Source organism: Clostridium lacusfryxellense, assembly GCF_018861735.1.
GTDB classification, from domain to species: domain Bacteria; phylum Bacillota; class Clostridia; order Clostridiales; family Clostridiaceae; genus Clostridium_AD; species Clostridium_AD lacusfryxellense.
In genome coordinates this window covers 49,007-71,955 of record NZ_JAHLEB010000007.1, presented here as the reverse complement: position 1 = coordinate 71,955, position 22,949 = coordinate 49,007, and the positions used below count along the sequence as shown (strand labels likewise).

Below are 22,949 nucleotides of genomic sequence, written 5' to 3'. Positions count from 1 at the left end.
ATATATGGAAAGAGAAAATGTGGAGGTAAATAATATGAGAGAATTTGAATTGAAACAAGGAAGAGGCACTGTTAAATTTTCCATTGATGAAAAAGATATCATTGGTGTAATTGATAATAAACCTTCGACAAGTTCTAAAACTGAGGAAGAAATAATAAAAAATGCATTAAAGCACCCTATATCAAGTGGCCTGTTAAAAGAAATAGTACAAGTTGATGAAACTATTTGTATAGTTATACCGGACATTACTAGAATTTGGCAAAAACCATATTTATATCTACCTATTATCGTTGATGAACTTTTGGAAGTTGGAATAAAACCTAAAAACATATTGTTTATTAGCGCTACTGGCTCCCATAGAAATCAAACGGAAGATGAATATAAGCAATTGCTTGGAGATAAACTATATGGAAAATATAAAATAATTGATCATGATTGTAATGACATAGATAACTTAGTTTATGTAGGCACGACAAGCTACGGTACGCCAGTAAGTATTAATAAAAAAGCTATGGATTGTGACCATATTATAATTACTGGAGGCATAGTATATCATTTCTTAGTTGGTTGGTCTGGAGGAAAAAAATCAATCTTACCTGGAATTGCAGCTTATAATACAATAATGAAAAATCATGGTCTTGCACTTAATGAAAATTTAGGGGAAGGTACCCGATCTGAAATCAAATGTGGAAATATTACAAATAACCCTGTCCATTTAGATATGGCAGAGGCCACTGCTATGGTAAATCCATCATTTATGTTCAATGTTATTATGGCAAGTAACGGTGATATATCAGCTGCTGTTGCAGGTAATTACCTAAAAGCACATGAACAAGGAAGAAAATATGTTGATAACTTTGATAGCTCAGATATAACAGAAAAAGCTGATTTAGTAATAGCAACCGCAGGTGGTTTTCCCAAAGATATAAATTTTTATCAATCATCTAAACTTATATTAAACGCAAGAGAAGCTGTAAAAAAAGGTGGTACATTAATAGCATTAACGGAATGTAGTGAAGGACTTGGTGGTGATGATGATGTTAGATCTATTCTTGCAAACTTTGATAGTTTAATTGACAGAGAAAAATCATTAAGAGAACGTTATACTATATCCAAACATGTAGGGTGTCTTGCTTGTGAAACTGCTCAAACTCTTAATCTAATTCTTGTCTCAAACTTAGATCCTAAATTTCTTGAAAATACTGGTGTTAAAATAGTTAAAACAATAGATGAAGCTCTAAATTTAACTTACGCCGAAAAAGGTAAAAATTTAAAAACATACATAATGCCTCATGGCGCAAACACTTTACCTAAACTCCCACCTATAGATAAATAAATCAATAATTTATAAAAAAGGATTGGATAATAAAAAAAGCTCTTGATGTTAATCAAGAGCTTTTGCTGAATTCTTTTCTTTTTCACTTAGTACTTCATTCATACTACCTGTTCTATATCCTAATAAATCAAGGGTTACATATTTAAATCCGAAACTTTTTAATTCATTTGCAACCTTATCCATAAGTTCAATGTCAAAAAATTTATTTCTTTCCTGGGCATTAACCTCAACTCTTGCTATATCTCCATGATGTCTTACCCGTATTTGTCTAAATCCTAAATCCATTAAAAACTGTTCTGCTCTTTCAACCATACTTAACTTTTCAACTGTTATCTCATTACCATAAGGGAATCTTGAAGATAAACATGCAAAAGCAGGTTTGTTCCAAGTCGGTAGTCCTAAATTCTTAGATAATTCTCTTATATTATCTTTTGTAAGCCCAGCATCCTTTAAAGGACTAATAACTTTTAATTCATTAGCTGCCTTCATACCTGGTCTAAAATCGGAAACATCATCGGCATTTGATCCATCCAAAACTGCGTTAATATTATTATCATCAGCAACTTTTCTTACTTTTGAAAAAAGTTCCTTTTTACAGAAATAACATCTATCAATAGGGTTTTTAGCAAACCCTTCAATTTCTAATTCCTCAGAAATTATAACTATGTGTTTTGCTCCAATGTCTCCAATATATTTAACAGCTTCTTTAAATTCTCTTTCTGGATATGTTGTTGATTTTGCAGTAATTGCTATAACTTTATCACCTAGCACATCAGCTGCTACCTTTAAAAGAAATGTACTATCAACCCCACCTGAATATGCTATTGCTACACTTCCTAATCTCTTAATGTTATTCTTTAGGTTTTGAAACTTTAAATCTAAATCCATATTTCATCCTCCTCATCTTAAAACACTATAGCTGTTTATTATAAAAATATTCCGACATATTCAATGTACCATAATATTTAACTTTTGCATATAATAAAGTGCTTAAAATATTAAGATATTGACACACCCTCCTAATAGACTTATAATCTTGTTAATAAAAAATATTATTCATATTGGTTAAGGGGGAATTGTAATGACTAACAAACGTTATTCAAACTTTATAACAAATTGTGTTCATGCCGGAAATGATATTGACAAAGAAACAGGGGCTATACGAAGACCAATTACAATGGCAAATAGCTATAGGTTACCTAATGATGCATCCACACTTGATTGGAGTGGTACTGATGAACTTATTTACACTAGAACAACATCAGCAAATCAAATATATTTGCAGGAGAAACTCGCAGTTCTAGAGGGAGGAGAAGATTGTGTGGTACTTGCTACAGGTGTAGCTGCATTATCTGGAGTTTTTTTTACTTTTCTAACCTCAGATTCACATATAATTTGTACAAATGTTTCTTATGTTGCTGTTTATAGACTACTTAATGAATATTTTCCTGATAAATATGGTATAGAAGTTACATTAGTAGATACATCAAATTTACAAGAAATAAAGGATGCTATAAGACCAAACACCAAACTTATACATATAGAAACTCCTGGAAATCCTACTACTAGAATAAGTGATATAGAAGAAATATCGAAAATAGCAAAAGCCGCAGGCATACTTTTAAGTGTTGATAGTACTTTTGCAACACCTTATCTTCAAAGGCCTTTATCCCTTGGAGCTGATTTAGTTATTCATAGCCTAACAAAATACATTAATGGACATGGGGATGCTATGGGCGGCGCTGTAATAGGAAATAAAGTATTAATAGACAAAATCAAACGTCAAGCTATGGTAAATATGGGTGGGTCTATAAGTCCATTCAATGCTTGGCTAATAATGAGAGGTGCTGTTACATTACCTCTTAGGATGGAACAGCACAGTAAAAGTGCTTTAAGAATAGCTGAATTTTTAGAAGCTAGTCCATCAGTAAGTTTTGTTGCCTATCCAGGACTAAAAAGCCATCCACAACATGAACTAGCAAAAAAACAGATGAGTGCATTCTCAGGAGTGATATCCTTTGGTCTTAAAGCTGACGTTAAAACACATAACAAATTTGTAAATTCTTTAGAACTTATAATTTCTGCTGTATCTATTGGTCACGATGAAAGTCTTATAGTTTATACAGGTCCAACAGATGAGAGAAATCATTTCTATCCAAATGAATTTAAAAATGGACATCTAAGATTTAGTGTTGGCCTTGAGGCATCAGATGATATAATTTCCGATATAGAACAAGCACTTAAAAAATGTAAATTATAGTATATATACTACTTACATTACACCCACAAATTAAAAAAACTAGTAATCTTCATTATTGAAGATTACTAGTTTTTTTCATGATTAAAGCTACTTCACTTCACTATGCATGTAATAATCCATTACACCTTTTACCATTGGCGTAACAAAGTGACTTCCGTGTTTATCTTTTACATCTTCAATTAACATGGATACTACTATTTTAGGATTAGCTGTATCCATACATACAAACCACCCATTTTCTTTTCCTGTTGTATCGCTGTCATCTTTTTTAAGCTCTGCTGTTCCCGTTTTACCTGCAAGAGCTACCCCATCAATTTTCACATCATGTGCAGTACCATTTGGGTCCTCAATAACTGCAGTTAGATCATTTTTTATAATGTTTATATTATCCTTAGATATTACACTTTCTTTCCATACCTTAGATGTTACCTTTTCATTAAAGAACTCTAAAGTTGGTGACATAATAGTTCCATCGTTAACCACTGCGCTATAAGAAAGTGCAAGTTGGAGTGGACTCATTAGGACTTCTCCTTGACCATACCCAGTATCTGCAAGTGCCGAGTCGTTTTTAATTTTGTTACCATTTGCTATTTGTGAATTTGCTATAGGATAACCTATTGGAAGCTTTTCACCTATTCCAAATTTATTACTTCCTTTTATAAATTCCTCAGCGCCAATATTAATTGCTGACTTTGCAAAGTATATATTATCAGAATACACAAATGCACTGTTTAAATTCACTGAGCTTACCTTATCATTAACTCTAGTAACCATATGTGGTCCCCATGAGCCATCCAGTTGCCATTTTTTTCCTGTTATACCTACAAGTTCATCAGGTTTTATCTTCCCATTATCTAATCCAATTGCAGCTGTTATTAATTTAAATGTAGATCCCGGTGAATAAGCAGCACTAAATCTATTTTTAAATGGTTCCTTAGCACTTTCATTTTTCCATGCTAAAAGTTGAGCATTAGATTTATATGTGGTATAAGCATTTGAATCAAATGACGGTGAACTTACTAAAGCCAATACTTCTCCAGTTTTTGGATTTATTGCAGCAGAGGCTCCTGGCTCTTTTTTCATTCCTTCATATATTTTCTTCTGCAAATCAGTATTTACTGATAATTTTATATTTTCACCAGCTTTGGATTCTTTTTTAAGAATTACAACTTTACTATCATCCTTTACTTTGGATATATATATTGTTGCTCCATTTTCTCCCTTAAGTCTATCTTCATTAACCTGCTCTAGCCCTTTTGCACCTATTAAACTCACAGAGCTATACCCCTTGTTAGCGTTCTTTTTTAGTTCTTCTGCAGTTATTGGTCTAATGTAACCTATAAGTGCCCCAAATGCTTCTCCACCTGGATAAACCCTTCCTGTAGTTGGTACTACATTTACACCTATAAGTTTATCAAGTCCATCTTTTTTTGCTGTTTCACTACTTAATATATTAACAATCGGTACAAGTTGCTCAGGATTTGAATTAGCTTTTAGTTTATCTTCTATTAAAGAAACATCAATATCTAATATCTTTGCCATTTCAGATATGTTAGTTTCCTTATTTGCATTAAACCTACTAGGGTGAATACCAACGGTATTCATCGTGCCATTTATTGCAAGTCCTTTTCCATCTCTATCGATAATTTCCCCTCGTACAGCTAAGTCTGGAGTTATCCTAACCTTGTCACCAGTTTCCATACTAGGGAATATCATTTTCTCATCCCAAACTATTGTCCACTGCTTTTTATTATCAATTTTTTCCTTTACCATAGATGCTTTATATCCAGGCATCGTTAATTTTCCCGCAGTTGTATCCATATCTATAGAAAATGGTATGTTAATATTTTTTTTGTTTCCTTCCTTAATTTGATCCTCATTTTCAACTTTAATTGATATGTTTTTTGCTTCTATTCCACTATAAATGGCAGTGTATTTATCCACAAATTGCTTTTGTGTAACTGTTTTTTTAGTTTCCGATGAAAGCAAGTTATACATACTTTTATAGTCCTGCTTTACCCAGTTATTCTTATATGTATTGAATGTTTTAGTTGCACTCTCACCTTTTGTAAAAATGTTAAACATAAATACCCCTAATATTACTAATATAATGCCTAATATAACAAACAAAATTATCTTCAGATTCTTTTTTGACATTTTTTTATCACCTCCTACTTATTATAACACTTGGAACGTTTACTTAAATAGTGTAAATTATGTTTTTTATTTTAATTGTTAATTACGTTATCGCACAAGTAAAGGCCTATGCAAAATGCATAGGCCTTTTAAAAATAGTTAAGTATTATTCTGCCATTCTTCTTTGTTCTTCTTTTTCTTCTTGTTTTTTTAGTTTGTATTCATAAGCAAGGTAAAGTTCTTCTATTTTAGTATTAAAAAACTTAGGAGATATCTTAACCTGTGTTATATTGCCAAGTTTATTTAAATCACCGAAGAATTTTTTAATTATATTCTCTATTACCTCTACATTGCTATATTTTACTTTATCAATTATAGCATCACACTCATCATTGAAGATCCTTAGTACTAGTTTCACCATATCTTCTGACTTATCATCCACTATTTGACTATCTTCTTTTAAATTTCCATTAATAACCCATTGCTTAAATTCTATAGCTTCTTTAGATTTAATCATTCCCATTTGCTTTTCTCTAATATCTTCAAGCATTTTAGAGGATTTTTCAGTGTCCAATAAATTGTATTTAGGTTTAGAAATTCCAAAACTTTGCATTAAAACTTCAGCATCTAAGTTTATTACTTGAGTCTTCAAACTATCTACAGATGTTTTTAAGTTATTGTATTGAACATTAAGTTCATCAATAGATTTAGTTTTAGTATCAATTAAGGTTTCAAATTCATTAGATTTATCATTAAGTTCATTAGATTTTAATCCAATTAAATCTTCGTATTCCTTACTTTTATTTTCTTTAAACTCGTCATACTCTGCTGATTTATCTTCGAGCTCTTTTCTTTTTTGTTCAATTAAATTATCATATTCACTTAATTTTTCTTCAAATTCTTTTGATTGATATTTTGCTTGGTTATTATATTCCAATTTGAGTTCTTCTATATCTTTTGTTTTAGTCTCAATTAAATTATTATATCCTTCAAGTTCAATTTCAAGTTCTTTAGTTCTAGATAATATTTGGCTCATCCCCATTTGTGATGGAGTTAGTTTTATATACTTCAAATTTTTATTAGCCTCAATTAAATTTTCAATCTCAGTTTTATATTGCTTTGCGTTTAGTGCATCCTTAATAGACGTAAGTATTGCCATTGTAAACCCTCCTTATTTCTTTAACAATCTACATTATAACACAAAATACCTTTTTTTAAATATACAAACTTTCCCTTAAGACTCATATTTTTGTAAATTTATTGTTTCATAATTGTAAACAATAATATTTTTATAAAAAAACAGACCTTAAAGACTAACATCTTTAAGGTCTATTGGGATTAAATTTTAAATTTATTCACCAAATTTTCTAAGCTATTTGAAATAGTCTTTAATTCTTCACTAGTAGTTGAAATTTTCTCCATACTCTCAGATTGTAAATCCATTGATGCAGAAACCTCTTGCGTTGCAGCGGCAGCTTCCTCCGAAACCGCCGAAATACATTCAATAAAACGTATAACTTCATTTTTATCCTCAGCAATTTTCAACACATTCTCAGTAAGCTGCGTAATTTTAATCAATGCATTATCTATTGATTCCTCGATTAAAGAGAACGCTTTATCAGTGTCAACAATTGCAACATCTACCTCACTTACTAATCCTTCGCCTACCCTCATACTTGTTTTAGAATTCATAATTTCCTTTTGAATTTCATTAACCACCATCCCAATTTCTTTAGTTGAAGATGCGGTTTGTTCCGCTAGCTTTCTTACTTCATCTGCCACTACGGCAAATCCCTTGCCAGCTTCCCCTGCCCTTGCAGCTTCAATGGCTGCATTTAGTGCAAGTAGATTAGTTTGAGCTGCTATTGCCTCAATTGCACTTACTATCTTGCCAATAGATTCTGATTTTGTTGAAAGAATTTCAATATTACTTGAGACCTCCATTGTTGCTGAGTTGTTTTGAACAAGCTTAACTTTTAACACCTTAAATGTGTCCTTGCTTGATTTATTAATTCCTTTAACTTCCTGTGAAAACACTTTTGCCTTTATAGCGCTATCAACAGTAATGTCAATTTCGCTTGACAAACCATTTAACTTTTCTACACTTTCCTGTGCATCTTTAGCTTGTGAATTACACCCATTTGCAAGTTCCTCAACAGTTTGAGTAACCCCTTGTATAGAAATAACTGTTTCCCCTGTAGATATTGATAGTCCTTGTGCAAAATTTAAAACATCATTTGAATCACTCTTAATGAGTTTGACAATGTTTCTAAGTTCGGACCTTAAATTAAGAGCAGATTTAGCAATTTCTCCAGTTTCGTCTTTGTAATTTTTTAATACTTCAAATCTGTTTTCAATAGATAAATCAAAATTCGCTGTCTTATCTACTAGTTCTTTTACTAGAAGTATTGGTTTAGTTATCTTTTTACTAAAGTAATATGCAACAGTAGAAGACAAAACTATTAAGATTAATATTATTCCTAAAAGTATACCCACTCCTTGAATAAAATCATCTTGAAGTTCCTTCTTGTTTGCCTCAATGGTGATATTTATATCATTAACATAATTACCAGTGCTAATTATCCATTTAAATGGTATAAATTCGAGACTATATCCCCTCTTTGGAAGCGGATTTGTTTGTGAAACCTTTGGGAACGAATAATCAGAATATCCTCCATTTTCTTTCATTCCTTGAGCTATAATATCTTTTATATATAACTTACCACTTGCATCTTTACTATCAAGACGATTTTTACCTTCTTCAGATGTACCATTTGATACAACATTAATCCCCTCTTCAGTGTCTACTGTAAAAAAACCATCTTGCCCATATTTAAGGCCTCTTAATAATGTTTTTGCTTCAAACTTACCTTCTTCAATTGTACTTTGACCATTCTCAACCTTTTGGTTTACTGAACTTAGCAACCCTATTACTGTTTCAACCTGATATTTTATTTGAAGATCAAAATTACTTCTCATAGTTTTTTCTAACTTAGCAGTTATTTTAGAATTAGTATTGTAATTTTGAAACGCAACAAATGACCCAATTATTAGTGCAGTACAAACTACAATTGAGATAGCAATTAAAACTATTTTAGTACTAATCTTTTTCATTTGATTTTATGCCCCCCTGGTTTACCTTTTATAAAAACCTGTAGATACTTTATACATTAGAATTTACGTTGTACGTCGCAAACGTTTTCTTAATATAATATATCATAAACTTTTTTGCTATTCTATGTAATTTCTTGTCAACTCCAATTTAAACTATATATGTTTTTATTTAATAATGTTACTAAATATTGTAGTGTACTAATAAAAAAATAAAACATTAACCACAATAAAAATTGTGGTTAATGTTTTAGAGAATTTTAAATAGCATGACAACTATTTCTGATAATAAGTTGTGTTTTCAACTCAATTCTACTAACTTTTGAGTTATTACTTTCAATTAAGTTAAGTAACATCTTTGAAGCATGCTCTCCAAGTAAATACATATTTTGATCAACTGTTGTAATCTTTGGTTCAACCATGTTTGAAATGCAAATATTGTCAAAACCTATTATAGAAACATCCCTAGGTACATTTAGATTAATTATTTTACAAGCATTCAAAACTCCAAGAGCCATTAAATCATTGCAAGCAAAAACAGCTATTGGTCCCTTTAGTTTAGATAATTCTATACTCAATATATTCATTGTACCTTCAACGGTTTCATTACTATTGCCTTCACCGATATCTATAATTTTCTTTTGGTTTGTTAAATTATGCTCGTCCATGAATTTATTATAAACATCTTCTTTTATATCATATGAATAACTTTCCTTGCCTCTTACAAAAACTATATTCTTATGTCCAAGTTCTAAAAGATATGACATAACTTGTCTTGCACCACCAGCTTCATCGTTAAGCACGAAATTACAATTTATGTTATTATTGTATCCATTTATTGATACAAGTGGTACATCTTTTCCCACGGTCTCATAAAAACCATTTTTCATATTTTCTGTTTTCGGATCAATAAGTATAATTCCGTCTACCTGCCTGCCCATTAGAGATTTTATATATTTTACTTCTTCGCTAGCATTCTCATCCGTATCACATAAATAAATAGAATAACCTTTTATTCTAAGTTCATATTCAATAGCTTTAATTACAGTTGGAAAAAAAAGATTGTTTATACTCGGAACTATTATTCCTATTGTTTTTGTATTTTGACTAATTAAAGATCTAGCGAGCAAATTAGGACTGAAATTTAATTTACTTACTGCTTTTTCAACTCTAATTCTAGTTTCCTCTTTAACAGGGTAATTTTCGTTTAGAACTCTAGATACAGTACTCATAGAAACATTTGCTTCCTTTGCAACATCCCTTATATTAACTCTCATTATGTCCTCCCCAAAATCAAAGTGTTTATATCAATGAATATGATTCGAATATTAATTTAAATTAAGTTTATCTTCGCTATTTTTAATTTTCTCTAAACCTTTCTTTTTTATAATGAAAACTGTAAGTACTGTAATTACCCCTACTATTAAAACATATATAAATGTATAAATTGTAGCTCCATTAGCAGCTGCGATACCAAGTTTTGAGCATACTATATACATTGATATCATAAGAAATACAACTACTCCACTAGCTTCATAACGAAACTTCCAAGGTTCTACATTAACTACATTTTTCATTTTCATTACATATGGAGTTTCTCGTGGCTTAATTTTACCTATTATAAGCATAAGTAGACAACTTACTACAAATAATATTGCTAGCTGATAAAGGAAATTAAGATCGGGTTTTATCACTAGTTGCAATATACCATAAGTCCCTACGAAAAATACTAATGATATCTTTGCTGCAATTGCTGGAACTCTTTTTGTAACATATCCAATGAACACTACAGCAAATATAGGAACATTAAAATATCCATTTATTGTTTGTAAATATTGAAATAACCCTTGTGGTACATACATTATAAATGGTCCTATAAACATTGATACTATTGCTATTATTATACCAAAGTATTTAGCTTTAGAAACAACTTCTTCATCGCTTTTACCTTTTCCAAAAATTGGTCCATATACATTCAAAGCAAATAATGTTGAAGCGCTATTTAAAACTCCAGTAAATGTACTTAATACTGCACCAAACATTGCTGCTGCAAAGAATCCTGTTAATGGTTTAGGAAGCACTACATTAACAAGTTTAGAATACATAAGGTCAGGGTTTATTGCCGACCCTCCAAATATTTGAAAAGCTATTATTCCAGGTATTATTACAATTAGTGGCGTCATTACTTTTAAAAACCCTGCAAAGATTACTCCCTTTTGGCCTTCTTTAAGATTTTTAGCAGCTAGAGCTCTTTGTATAATAGATTGGTCAGTTCCCCAATAATAAAGATTAACTAATATCAATCCTGTAAACGCTGCTCCAAAAGGAACCGGATCAGTTGATGAACCAACTGCATTAAACTTTTCTGGTGAAGTCATAATAAAATTTGATACTCCTGTAGAAAAGTTACCTTTGCCAAGATATAAAAATCCAAAGAAAGGTACCATGAGTCCTCCAATGGCAAGTGCAATACCATTTAATGTATCAGCTATTGCCATTGCTTTGAGTCCTCCTATTATTGCGTAGAAAAAACCAATTATGCCTATAACCCATACAGTAATCCAAATGCTTGCCTCATAACTTATTCCAAAAGCGTTTTGCAAATCAAATATTTGACTTAGTGCAATAGCTCCTGAATAAAGAGTAGTTGGCAATAAATTTAATATGTATAACAATAAAAACAATATTGAAACTGTTTTTTTAACACCAGAATCAAACCTGTCTTCAAGGAAATCTGGTACAGTTGTTATTCCTTGTTTCAAATACTTTGGTAATAAAAACATAGCAACAACAACAAGAACAAGTCCTGATGTAACTTCATATGCCATGTTACTCATATTCCCACTGTAAGATTGTGCGCTCATACCAACAAAATTTGCAGCACTCAAATTTGCAAGTAAAAGTGATGATCCAATAACTCCCGCAGTTAAACTACGTCCTCCTAGGAAATACGAATCCTTAGATACCTTTTTTTTGTTGTTCCCTTTTAATTTAAAATAAGTATATACTGCAACTAAAATTGTAAAAAATAAAAATGAACCAATAATTAAGACTTGCATATTACATCTCCATATCTTAGTTTATTAAATAGAAAAGCTTTTCAAATAAAGTTATAGAAAACCTTTTCTATTTTCCTAAATTTAATACGTACTTTTATAGTACGCTTGTCAATAAATTATTTTACTAAAATAATTTATTTTTAGTAAAGAAAACCTTTTCTGTGTCTATGGTAACATATACATTTCATTATTACAATGTCAATTTTTAGATGCCATTAAAAAAACGCCCTATACTATATACAGTTTTTCTGCAATAGTAAAAGGCGTTTATCTTATTCTACTTTTTTATTTCAAATTCATTAATAATTCTCCGGCCTTTACTTGCTGACCTTCTTTAACATTAATAGACTCAACCTTGCCTGTTATTGAAGCTATTACCCTAGTCTCCATCTTCATAGCCTCAACTACCATTATAGGTTGATTTTCGACTACTTCATCCCCTTCTGAAACAAGGATAGACAAAACAGTTCCAGGTATAGGTGATCCAACCTCAAGTGGATTTGATGAATCAGCCATTTCTGAGGATTGGAAAGCTAAAGCAACTTTATTATTTCTATCTTTTATTTTTATTTCACGCCTATTCCCATCTACCTCAAAAATAAGAACTTTGTTACCTTCTAAATCCAGTTTACTAATGTGTAGTAATTTTATCATATGAGATTTTCCATCAGCAATCTCAACTTCGCAAGTTTCGCCCTCATTGAGACCATGGAAATAAATATCGCTTCCGATCCTACTTAAATCTCCAAATTCCTTAATATATTTTATATATCCATCAAATACATCAGGGTATAATGCATAACTAAGTATATCTTTTTTACCTGGAGTGATATCAAACTTCTCTATTAAGTGTTTTTCTATCTTCGCGAAATCCTCATCTGGAAGTAGTTCACCAGGTCTACATGTAATTGGCTCCTCACCTTTTAGCACTAATTTTTGAAGTCTTTCTGGGAATCCACCCATTGGTTGACCCATCATCCCTTTAAAATATGATACAACTGAATCCGGGAAAGACATTTTTGTTGCTTTATCATATATATTTTCTGGTGTAAGGTCATTTTGGACCATAAATATTGCAAAATCCCCAACCATCTTAGATGATGGAGTTACCTTTACAATATCCCCTACCATATCATTTACCTCTTTATACATTTCTTTAATTTCATTAAATTTATGTGCAAGTCCAAAACTCTCAACCTGAGGTTTAAGATTAGAGTATTGACCTCCTGGAATTTCATATCTATAAATTTCAGCAGAACCAGAATTTAGGTCAGATTTAAATCCTTCATAAACAGGTCTTACCGCATCCCAGTAATCTGAAATACCCTGAATTCCTTTGAGGTCTAAACCTGTGTCTCTATCAGTATTTTTAAGTGCTGCAACAACCGAGTTTAAAGCGGGTTGACTAGTGAGCCCTGACATACTGTTAAATGCTGTATCTACAATATCTACCCCTGCTTGCGCCGCCATTAGAACTGTAGCAACCCCATTTCCTGTAGTATCATGAGTATGCAGATGAATAGGCATTCCTACTTCCTGCTTTAAAGCATTAATTAATTTAAAAGCAGCGTGAGGTTTAAGCAGCGCTGACATATCTTTTATTCCTAAAATATGAGCTCCTGTTTTTTCAATTTCCTTAGCAAGCTTAATATAATAATCTAAATTGTATTTATCTTTTTTATCATTTAAGATATCCCCGGTATAGCAGATACAAGCCTCTGCCACTTTACCGCTTTTAATAACCTCTTCTATTGAAATTTCCATTCCTTTTAACCAGTTTAGAGAATCAAATATTCTAAACACATCAATACCAGAACTTGCTGACTCTTTAATAAATTCACGAATTATATTATCAGGATAATTTTTATACCCTACTGCATTTGCTCCACGTATAAGCATCTGAAAAAGCACATTAGGAATTTTCTTTCGAAGTTCTGTGAGTCTTTCCCATGGGGATTCATTTAAATACCTATATGCTACATCAAAAGTAGCTCCACCCCACATCTCAAGAGAAAATAAATCTGCTCCATAAACTGAGGTAGCAGTTGCTATCTTTAACATATCCTTTGTTCTCACTCTAGTTGCCATTAATGATTGATGAGCATCTCTCATAGTAGTATCAGTTAACAATAATTTGTTTTGTCCTTTGATCCATTTTAAAAGTCCCTCTGTTCCCTGCGTATCTAAAATCTGTTTTGTACCACTAAGTTCACCTGGCATTATAATTTTAGGTACTACTGGAACATCGTAAAGCTTTTTAACGCCATTAGTTTCATTTACCATTTTTTCACCAATAAACTTCAGAACTCTACTTTCTTCATCTGCCTGAGGATTAATAGATATCAATTCAGGATTATCCTCAATAAAACTTGTATTACACTCGCCCTTTAAAAAAGTAGGATGATTTAGTACATTGATTAGGAAGCCTATGTTAGTCTTTACTCCTGTAATTCTGGTTTCTTCAACAGCCCTTATAGACTTCTTTATAGCATCATGGAATGTTCTAGACCATGATATATTTTTTACGAGTAAACTATCATAGTAAGGACTAATTATTGCTCCCGCAAACCCATTACCACCATCAAGCCTTATTCCAAAACCAGATCCTGTTCTATATTCTTCTATTTTCCCAGTATCAGGTGCAAAGTTATTAGATGGATCCTCTGTTGTTATACGACACTGAATAGAATAACCATTAACCTTAACATCTTCTTGGGAGTTAATTCCTATCTCAGGAGAATTTAATGCGTAATCTTCTGCTATAAGTATTTGACTTTGTACTATATCAATGCCTGTTACCATTTCCGTAACAGTATGTTCAACTTGAATTCTAGGGTTCATTTCTATAAAATAATGATTCCCATTAGTATCTACTAAAAACTCCAATGTTCCAGCACTTCTATAATTTACTGATTTAGCTATTTTTAAAGCATCATTACAGATACTATTTCTTATTTCTTCTGATATAGAAAAAGCAGGAGTATATTCGACTACCTTTTGATGCCTTCTTTGGATAGAGCAATCACGCTCATGTAAATGAACAATATTACCAAATTTATCTCCGAGAACCTGTACTTCAATATGTTTTGCCTTTTCAAGATATTTTTCTATATAAAGATAGTCAATACCAAATGCTTTCTTTGCTTCACTTTTAGCACTTCTATAAGCAGAAGGTAATTCGTCTTCCGTTCGAACAATTCTCATACCTCGTCCGCCGCCGCCAGCAACCGCCTTTATCATAACTGGGTATCCACATTTTCCAGCGAGTATCTTTGCTTCCTCAACTGTTTCAACTTCTTTTTTATCTCCAGGTATAGTTGGAACTCCAACTGAATTTGCAACAATTTTAGATTTAATTTTATCACCAAGACTATCCATCATTTCAGCTGTTGGTCCAATAAATTCTATACCGGCCTTAGCACACTTTTTCGCAAATTCAGGATTTTCCGATAAAAATCCGTATCCAGGATGAATAGCATCTACACCCTTTTTAAGTGCAATACTGATTATCTCTTCAATATTTAAATATGCCTCAACAGGACTTCTGTTTTTCCCGATTAGATATGCTTCATCTGCCTTAGTTTTGAACAATGAATATTTATCCTCATTTGAATAAATTGCTACTGTACGAATTCCAAGTTCGTTACAAGCTCTAAAAACTCTTATAGCGATTTCTCCTCTATTTGCTACTAATACTCTCTTAAATTTTTTCAATTTTGTTACCTCCTTATTTATCCTTTAATCCGTAATATATAATTTATAAATCATTTAATTATAGCTTAATCATTATTCATTAGAATACATGATTTTAAGTGAAAATGCAATGAAATAAATATGGCATTACTTATTTATTTTCGACTTATATAAATCAAAATATAAATTAAGTATATTAAAGTTTAAATAGTTAAAACTATTTAGATCATCAGTTTACTAAAGTGTAATTAGATTCTGTTAAATAAAATACTTAAGATTGGAGAAGTGTATATGGATAATAAAATGGCATCAACTAAAAACAATAAAAAAGAAGATAAAAACTTCAAGAAAAAAAATATTAAACACGGCCATGAAGAAAGTGCTAGAGTAGTTTTTGAACACATGGAAAAAAAGGATTAAATAAACAAAAGAGAGTTAAAAGGCAGGTTACTGCTCTTAAACTCTCTTTTGTTATCAACCATATAACTTATTGACACAACTATCTGTGTTATTATAGGCTTTTTTATGTAATTTTATTAATGATCAACGTAGCTTTTTTAAATTTATGTTACAGGCTCACCATAAATTGGGACTACTCTTGTCCACCCCTTCATTTTTCCATATTTAAGATATTTATCGTAATACGCTAACTCTACATCAAGGAGACTGGTCCATAACTTACGCAGTGACTCATTCCTAATAGTCTCAATGATTGCTCTAAGGTGTGCATCTAAGGCTGATAATTGCCAACTCAAAATTATTCGGTACATAAACTTATCCGTAATCATTTCAGGATCTATTGGCGTCGTTACTGGTAGTGCCGATCTGTTAGGAAGCGGAATATTAAGCTTTAGAGCTAAGTCCTCTAGCTTTTTAACCTGCTTGTTATAAACATATGACCCATGTTGAAGTATTACCTTAAACTCAGTATCATGAGCAAAACTTGAGAATACACCAATGAGTTCAATTTGTTCATATCGCATAACAATATGATCCCAAATATGAAATGCTTCCGACGTGGAAAGCGCTTCTTTTTCTTGTAGAATAGCTGTCTTATATGTAGGATAAGCTTCTTCCCAGCCCTTCAATTTACCAAACTTATAAAGTATATCAAAGTCCTGAAAATGAGTTTTTAAATCTTGTATGATAATACCTCTTAAATTATCATTAGTACTACTTGATCGAACTGCATGACTAAGAGACATCAGCTGCGCTACAAGGTCATGGTATATCTTTTTATAGATATAATCATCTGTTACATCATTAAGACGGGTTGCAAACTTAACGTCAACAGGTGGTCTATTTGGCATAATTATACGAAATTTTTCACCTAATTTTTCTAGATTATTTATTTGATTTTCAAAATTTTTCTGAAATTCATTTAAAACTACTTCCCAACTTACATCATGAACAAAGTTCTTAAATAATTGAACTGTTTGAGTACTTACATATCTTGCTCTTAGAAGACCATATATATTATATGCCTCCTGAATATCTATAACGTCATCTCTCTTCGTAACTTTCTTTATTAATGAAATTATATCCAATACCTTCACCCCTCAATTGTATATTGTTATTAGTATGCGTAAAACAACTTATAACTATACTTTGAGGGATGAAATATTTACAACTTACTATGCTTTTGGTCTATTGTTGCAGCAACTTCATTATGATTTCGTGCTACTTCATCTATTAGCCTATCATTTACCAATAATAACTGGCTCTCTTGATCCACAATCTTCTTTTCCAAATCCAAATTTGTCTTATTGATCTCCGTCTCTAGCTCCTTTGATTTAGTGATATTTACAAAAGTGATCACCACACCATCGTTCTCACCATTTAACGTGTGGTAAGGCATAATGCACGAGTTAAACCAACTCCCATTACGAGACATAATCTGTTTTTCAATAGTAGTCAGCGTACGTTGCACCTCCAGAGCGTCCTCTGTCAGTTCAGGATAAATAAGGTCTGACGCGATATCAGTAATTGGCCTCCCTACGTCACTTAGAATAAGTCTAGATACTACAGTCATCTGGCTTGTAAAGTGCTTAACTAGCAATGTGTTATCTAAAAACAATGTAGCAATTTTAGTGCTGTCCATTAAATTCATCATATCGCTGGTGACAAGTGACAGATCATCTAACTTGGTTTGCAGTTCGAAATTTATAGTCTTCAGCTCTTCATTTGATGACTGTACTTCTTCCTTAGTTGTGGTAAGTTCCTCATTTGTCGACTGCAGCTCTTCATTGCATGACTGTAATTCCTCATTGCTGGATTTGAATTTCTCTTGTGATATCTGCATTTCTGCACCAGCAACTTGCCACATTTGGCGAGTTTGGAGTAGTTCCCTCTCAAGTTCCTCCTCACGCGTGTTACCTTCCGAAATCATTCCAATTGTGCTTATTGGTCCAGCTGTGTTTACTAATCCTGTTGCATTAGTGCTGGTAACATCGGTAAAGATGATCATTACCATTCCACGCAATGCCTCTGGATCTTTGAGAGGATTGACAGAAATATCAACCACCAGCGTTCCACCTTCGTTTAGCACAACAATATTCTTGGAAGTAACCGTCTCTCCCTGCCTAACAGCCTTGTAGAAGGCGTCATTCAGTTTATAGTTTATCCCTTCACGGGCCATGGCAAAAATATTCCAATTAACCTTACCTGCAGCTGGTTCTAGGTATTTACCTGTCCTACCAGTAATGTATAGGATATCGCCTTTACCGTTGACTAGTACTGTGGCCGGTGAATAACATTGCAAAATCAGTTTATCCGCAAGTGACTGCATATTTTGAACATCATCCGACGGATGGTTCACTTCTGGTTGATACGGAGCAAAGGAGTTTGGAAATTCTATAGGCTCCGTCTGAATTAATGGTCTAAGTCTCTGGTAAATTCGCGATTTAAGATCAAGTGGTTTAAATAGATTAGTAAAATTACCCACAGACTCTGCACTTCCTAAAAACAAAAATCCGCCACTATTAAGACTGTAGTGAAAAAGAGGAATAAGTTTTTTTTGAATTTCTGGGGTTAGGTATATAAGAAGGTTCCGGCAAATCATTACATCAACTTTTGTAAATGGTGGATCCTTGATCATGTTTTGCTGAGCGAAAATAATCATGTCCCGAATTTCTGTAGAAACCTGATAACCACGATCCACCTTGGCGAAATATTTGTTTAAACGCTCCGCGGACATATCTTTTGCGATATTACCAGTGAAAATCCCCTCCCGTGCTTTATCAATAGCCTCATTGTCCAGATCAGTAGCAAAAATTTGCACAGAAAAATTCTGGGTAGGTTTTAATTGCTCCATTACCTCTTTGAAGACTATCGCCAAGGAGTAAGCCTCTTCGCCAGTGGAACAGCCAGATATCCAAACCCTCACTGTATCAGTGGCCGAACGATTATTTAAGAGTGCTGGTATAACTTTCTCCCTTAGTAATTCCCACTCTATGGGTTCTCTAAAGAAATTAGTAACACCAATTAAAAATTCTTTAAATAATAAATTTAATTCCTGAGGATTAGCTTTCAAAAAATCGACATATGTTGATATATCGTCAATTTGATGGATACTCATACACCTCTCAATCCTACGTTGTATGGTGTGTTTTTTATATGAAGAAAAATCATGTCCTGTATGTGTTCGTAACATGACTATAATCTTGTCAATGTAGTTCATGAATTTAACTGCGCTCTCTTTGTCAGCCATAATCACCTGAGGCTTATCCTCAATGTATGAAATAATCTTTGAGGGCATTATATCTACCGTAGATATAATGTCTGCTAAACCTTCCCTTATAGCACTGGAAGGCATGTCCCCAAATTTAGCTGAAGACGGTTCCTGGATAAAAACGATTCCTCCATTTTCCTTAATTTCTCTAAGTCCAGCTGTACCATCCTTTCCCATTCCTGAAAGTATGATTCCAATACTCCTCTCCTGCTTATCCTTTGCTAGGGAAGAAAAAAAGAAATCTATTGGCAGACGCAGATTATGGGGCTCAATAAAGTCGGAAATATGTATCAGATTATTTTTAATAGACATGTTCTTGTCTGGGGGAATTACGTAGACCACATTTGGCTCAATAGATACATTCTCATATGCCTGTATAACTTTCATAGTTGTAGCATTTTGAAGTAGATTCACCAAAATAGTCTTACTATTCTTCTCCATGTGTTGAACTATAACGAAGGCCAATCCACTATCTCTAGGCACACTTCCGAGGAAAATAGACAGTGCATCTAGTCCTCCTGCAGAGGCTCCAATTCCAACTATTGAAAAGTCTAATTTTATTGTATCTATTTTAAGAGCATTACCTCCAGAGTTTATATTCTTTTTATTTTTATCTATCTTATTATTCTCTTTCATTATATTCCTCCATTCGCAAATTAAAAACACGCCATTTATCTTCCCATTATAACAAAGTATTCGTAACTAGGATATAATAGTTTATAAATTCCCATGTTGTTTATAGCAACATTCCATTTTAAAGGCATTTTAGAGGGTATAGTTTATTATTTCATATAATTGAGTTTCTAATTTAAAGAATAGATATCTGAAAATTCAATATGAACTCTCTCAATTCTGTCCTGTGATTCAACCTCAAACACCCCATATTTATCATTTTCTATTGGCAATGTCATCACTGGAAGTATAATTATAAACTCTGTTCCTTTTCCGTATTCACTAGTTACAGAAATTTGGCCCCCGTGTAATTCCACTAATGATTTTACAATAGAAAGCCCAATACCACTGCCCTCTTGCTTACGCGTTAGTGACCTATCTACCTGCCTAAACCTATCAAAAATAATATCTAACTTATCATTTGGAATACCTATTCCTGTATCTTTTATTGATATTATAATATTTTCTCCTTTATCATACATGTTTACTGTCATACTCCCACCCGGTTTTGTAAACTTTATTGAATTGGAAAGTAGATTTAATATTACTCTTTCAATCTTTTCTGGATCGCAGGATATTATACACTCCTCAATATCAGTATCAAAAATCAATTCAATTGATTTAGTTTTAATATATTCGGATACTGACAAAGCAACACTCTCAACAATATTTACTATATTACAATTTTGTAGATTTAATTCATAAAATCCAGCATCAAGTTTTGTAATATCAATCATATTATTAACTAGTCTTAATTGTCTATAACAATTCTGTTTCATTATGTTATTATACTTTTTAGTTTTTATTTCTTTATCTTTAATATCTTCGCGACCTGTAAATGTATCCAAAAGTTGAAGTGCAGATAAAATTACATTTAACGGTGTTTTCAGTTCATGAGAAAGGTTCGTGAAAAACTCTGTTTTTAAATTCTCAGATAAAATTGTTTCATTCAATAATTTCTTATTTGTTATATCTACAAGAGATAAGACTACTCCTTTAATTAAATTCTGTGTTGTACGGTCTGGCACACATTTCAACAAATACCAGTTTCCATTTTTACTTTGAGTTTCTTTCTCATACATCATGCCACTGCTTAATACTTCACTTGCACCAATGTTTAGATCGTCATTAATCAGATTACTTACTATATGATTTAGTGGCCTCCCAATATCCTTTCCCTTAAGGTTTATCTCTTTAGTAATACTCGGCGTAAACTTTCTAATGCATAAATTTTCATCAAGAAAAACTGTACCTATATCAGTACTATTAAGGTAATTTTTCATGTCATTATATAGATCAGCCAATTCTTCATTCTTTTGTTGATACTGGCTGTTAATTTTTATAAGTTCATTATTTACTGATTTAATTTCTTCGTTTGTGCTTAGAATCTCTTCATTATAAACAAGTTGCTCCTCATTTGATGTTTGGAGGCATTCCTTTGTATACTGCAACTCCTCTTCAAGTTGTAATATTTTTTCATTTAACTTTTTTTCTATATCATCTTTTTCTATAATATCTTTTCCTATAAATTCATTTGCATCAACATTCTCGTTATTATAATCTAAATATATACTTGGCATTATATTTTTCATAATGCATATCTCCTTTTATTAGTTATTTAAATAGTGAGTTTAATCATATTTTTATCAATACATTACTCACTATATTTACATTTATTATATTTATATTTCTACAAATATCCATAATTTCCTTCATTTATTGTTTATCAATTGCTAAAAATCGTTCGCAACTTTCGGCAAACTCCGCACATAATACATTTATACCTTGTAAATTCATCAAAATAAAAAAGATAGCAAGACCTTATCTTAAGGTTTTACTATCTTTTCAGTTATGAAATCTCAATTTAATTGTAATTAGCTATCATCGCTAACACGTTCATTATACATAAAACGCTTATATTCTTTCTAACAACCCCAAATCCTCAATAAATGCCTTAACCATATCATCCCTTGTTGCCCATGATGTTACAAGCCTTATAGCAGAATTTCCTTCATCAATTTTTTGCCATACAATAAATGAATACTTTTCTTCAAGTTTTTCAATTATTTTGTTTGGAATTATTGGAAATATTTGATTTGTATATGAATCTATTAAAAACTTATGCCCACAGTTAGTTATCCCTATTTTTAACATCTCCGCCATACCATTGGCATGTTTTGCTAATTCAAAGTAAATATCATCTTTAAATAACTCCAAAAATTGTATTCCGATTACCCTACCCTTTGCAAGTAACCCACCCTTTTGCTTTATATGATACCTAAAATCTTCCTTAAGAGAATCATTACATAACACAAGAGCTTCTCCCATTAGTGCACCATTTTTAGTTCCACCTATGTAGAAAGCGTCAGTAAGTTTTGGTAGATCCGAAATTTCTATATCATTTTCTTTTGAACACAGTGCAGATCCTAGCCTAGCTCCATCCATATATAAAATTATTTCGTTTTTGTTGCAGAAATCACTTAAATCTTTTAATTCTTGTTTCTTATATATAGTTCCTATTTCTGTCGGATTGGATATGTAAACCATTTTAGGTTTTACCATGTGCTCGTCATTATGCTCGTCTAATGCCATTTTTATGTGTTTAGGTTTAAGTTTTCCGTCATCAACTAACATAGAAATAACTTTATGTCCTGTTGCTTCTATTGCACCAGTTTCATGAACTAGTACATGTCCTGTGTTTGCTGAAATAACAGCCTCATGTGGTCTTAAAAAAGCAGAAATTGAAGTAAGATTTGTTTGAGTTCCACCGCAAAACATATGTATATCAACATCATCACATTCTAGTTTTCCCTTTAACAGTTTGATTGCTTTCTCGCAATACTTGTCTTCTCCATACCCATCTTCTTGCTCCATATTTGTTTCCATTAATGCTTTTAAAATACTAGGGTGAGCACCTTCACTATAATCATTTTTAAAACTATACATTTGTTA

The 22,949-nt window shown here is 32.0% G+C and carries 14 protein-coding genes; 3 read left to right on the top strand and 11 right to left on the bottom strand.

Annotated features, from left to right (window positions below):
• Positions 1 to 34: 34 nt before the first annotated feature.
• A complete protein-coding gene (locus tag KPL55_RS06275; protein WP_216305849.1) occupies positions 35 to 1,336 on the top strand; it encodes a lactate racemase domain-containing protein in 1,302 nt (433 codons plus the stop codon).
• A 48-nt stretch (positions 1,337 to 1,384) separates the two neighbouring features.
• On the opposite strand, the gene larE is transcribed toward KPL55_RS06275, so the two are convergent.
• Positions 1,385 to 2,224, bottom strand: coding sequence for an ATP-dependent sacrificial sulfur transferase LarE (gene larE, locus KPL55_RS06270; protein ID WP_216305848.1), 840 nt, complete (start codon positions 2,222 to 2,224; stop codon positions 1,385 to 1,387).
• Positions 2,225 to 2,417: 193 nt separating this feature from the next.
• Between larE and KPL55_RS06265 the strand changes: the two genes are divergently transcribed.
• Positions 2,418 to 3,596, top strand: a complete 1,179-nt coding sequence (locus tag KPL55_RS06265; protein ID WP_216305847.1) for a trans-sulfuration enzyme family protein — start codon at positions 2,418 to 2,420, stop codon at positions 3,594 to 3,596.
• Positions 3,597 to 3,683: 87 nt separating this feature from the next.
• On the opposite strand, the gene KPL55_RS06260 is transcribed toward KPL55_RS06265, so the two are convergent.
• The 6 genes from KPL55_RS06260 to KPL55_RS06235 all read right to left on the bottom strand — a co-directional run bounded on the left by KPL55_RS06260 (position 3,684) and on the right by KPL55_RS06235 (position 15,616).
• Complete coding sequence (locus tag KPL55_RS06260) at positions 3,684 to 5,753, bottom strand: penicillin-binding transpeptidase domain-containing protein (protein ID WP_216305846.1); 2,070 nt, start codon at positions 5,751 to 5,753, stop codon at positions 3,684 to 3,686.
• Positions 5,754 to 5,898: 145 nt separating this feature from the next.
• The gene (locus KPL55_RS06255) at positions 5,899 to 6,891 is read right to left on the bottom strand and encodes an SNIPE associated domain-containing protein (RefSeq protein ID WP_216305845.1); all 993 of its coding nucleotides are present in this window, start codon (positions 6,889 to 6,891) and stop codon (positions 5,899 to 5,901) included.
• 179 nt (positions 6,892 to 7,070) lie between these two features.
• Positions 7,071 to 8,846, bottom strand: a complete 1,776-nt coding sequence (locus tag KPL55_RS06250) for a methyl-accepting chemotaxis protein (protein ID WP_216305844.1) — start codon at positions 8,844 to 8,846, stop codon at positions 7,071 to 7,073.
• Positions 8,847 to 9,103: 257 nt separating this feature from the next.
• On the bottom strand, positions 9,104 to 10,120 hold the full coding sequence (locus KPL55_RS06245; protein ID WP_216305843.1) for a LacI family DNA-binding transcriptional regulator: 1,017 nt from the start codon (positions 10,118 to 10,120) through the stop codon (positions 9,104 to 9,106).
• Between the two features lie 51 nt (positions 10,121 to 10,171).
• Entirely contained in the window at positions 10,172 to 11,902 is a 1,731-nt protein-coding gene (locus tag KPL55_RS06240) for a solute:sodium symporter family transporter (RefSeq protein WP_216305842.1), read from the bottom strand.
• A 285-nt stretch (positions 11,903 to 12,187) separates the two neighbouring features.
• On the bottom strand, positions 12,188 to 15,616 hold the full coding sequence (locus KPL55_RS06235) for a pyruvate carboxylase (protein ID WP_216305841.1): 3,429 nt from the start codon (positions 15,614 to 15,616) through the stop codon (positions 12,188 to 12,190).
• 270 nt (positions 15,617 to 15,886) lie between these two features.
• On the opposite strand from KPL55_RS06235, the gene KPL55_RS26315 reads away from it, so the two are divergent.
• Positions 15,887 to 16,015, top strand: coding sequence for a CPC_1213 family protein (locus tag KPL55_RS26315; RefSeq protein WP_281418815.1), 129 nt, complete (start codon positions 15,887 to 15,889; stop codon positions 16,013 to 16,015).
• A 143-nt stretch (positions 16,016 to 16,158) separates the two neighbouring features.
• Here the strand turns inward: KPL55_RS26315 and KPL55_RS06230 are convergent, their stop codons facing one another.
• From KPL55_RS06230 to KPL55_RS06215, 4 genes are all read right to left on the bottom strand, one after another.
• Complete coding sequence (locus KPL55_RS06230; protein WP_216305840.1) at positions 16,159 to 17,142, bottom strand: DUF3231 family protein; 984 nt, start codon at positions 17,140 to 17,142, stop codon at positions 16,159 to 16,161.
• A gap of 77 nt (positions 17,143 to 17,219) precedes the next feature.
• The gene (locus KPL55_RS06225; RefSeq protein WP_216305839.1) at positions 17,220 to 19,961 is read right to left on the bottom strand and encodes a chemotaxis protein CheB; all 2,742 of its coding nucleotides are present in this window, start codon (positions 19,959 to 19,961) and stop codon (positions 17,220 to 17,222) included.
• Between the two features lie 167 nt (positions 19,962 to 20,128).
• Complete coding sequence (locus tag KPL55_RS06220) at positions 20,129 to 21,589, bottom strand: ATP-binding protein (protein ID WP_246599325.1); 1,461 nt, start codon at positions 21,587 to 21,589, stop codon at positions 20,129 to 20,131.
• A 322-nt stretch (positions 21,590 to 21,911) separates the two neighbouring features.
• Positions 21,912 to 22,943 carry a threonine aldolase family protein gene (locus tag KPL55_RS06215; RefSeq protein ID WP_216305838.1) on the bottom strand — a complete coding sequence of 344 codons (1,032 nt, stop codon included), beginning with the start codon at positions 22,941 to 22,943 and terminating at the stop codon, positions 21,912 to 21,914.
• Positions 22,944 to 22,949 lie beyond the last annotated feature (6 nt).

What these genes read in the sequence shown, in the direction of transcription:
- KPL55_RS06275 (WP_216305849.1), top strand. Translation starts at nt 35, where the DNA reads ATGAGAGAATTTGAATTGAAACAAGGAAGAGGCACTGTTAAATTTTCC.
- larE (WP_216305848.1), bottom strand. Translation starts at nt 2,224, where the DNA reads ATGGATTTAGATTTAAAGTTTCAAAACCTAAAGAATAACATTAAGAGA.
- KPL55_RS06265 (WP_216305847.1), top strand. Translation starts at nt 2,418, where the DNA reads ATGACTAACAAACGTTATTCAAACTTTATAACAAATTGTGTTCATGCC.
- KPL55_RS06260 (WP_216305846.1), bottom strand. Translation starts at nt 5,753, where the DNA reads ATGTCAAAAAAGAATCTGAAGATAATTTTGTTTGTTATATTAGGCATT.
- KPL55_RS06255 (WP_216305845.1), bottom strand. Translation starts at nt 6,891, where the DNA reads ATGGCAATACTTACGTCTATTAAGGATGCACTAAACGCAAAGCAATAT.
- KPL55_RS06250 (WP_216305844.1), bottom strand. Translation starts at nt 8,846, where the DNA reads ATGAAAAAGATTAGTACTAAAATAGTTTTAATTGCTATCTCAATTGTA.
- KPL55_RS06245 (WP_216305843.1), bottom strand. Translation starts at nt 10,120, where the DNA reads ATGAGAGTTAATATAAGGGATGTTGCAAAGGAAGCAAATGTTTCTATG.
- KPL55_RS06240 (WP_216305842.1), bottom strand. Translation starts at nt 11,902, where the DNA reads ATGCAAGTCTTAATTATTGGTTCATTTTTATTTTTTACAATTTTAGTT.
- KPL55_RS26315 (WP_281418815.1), top strand. Translation starts at nt 15,887, where the DNA reads ATGGATAATAAAATGGCATCAACTAAAAACAATAAAAAAGAAGATAAA.
- KPL55_RS06225 (WP_216305839.1), bottom strand. Translation starts at nt 19,961, where the DNA reads ATGAAAGAGAATAATAAGATAGATAAAAATAAAAAGAATATAAACTCT.
- KPL55_RS06220 (WP_246599325.1), bottom strand. Translation starts at nt 21,589, where the DNA reads ATGAAAAATATAATGCCAAGTATATATTTAGATTATAATAACGAGAAT.
- KPL55_RS06215 (WP_216305838.1), bottom strand. Translation starts at nt 22,943, where the DNA reads ATGTATAGTTTTAAAAATGATTATAGTGAAGGTGCTCACCCTAGTATT.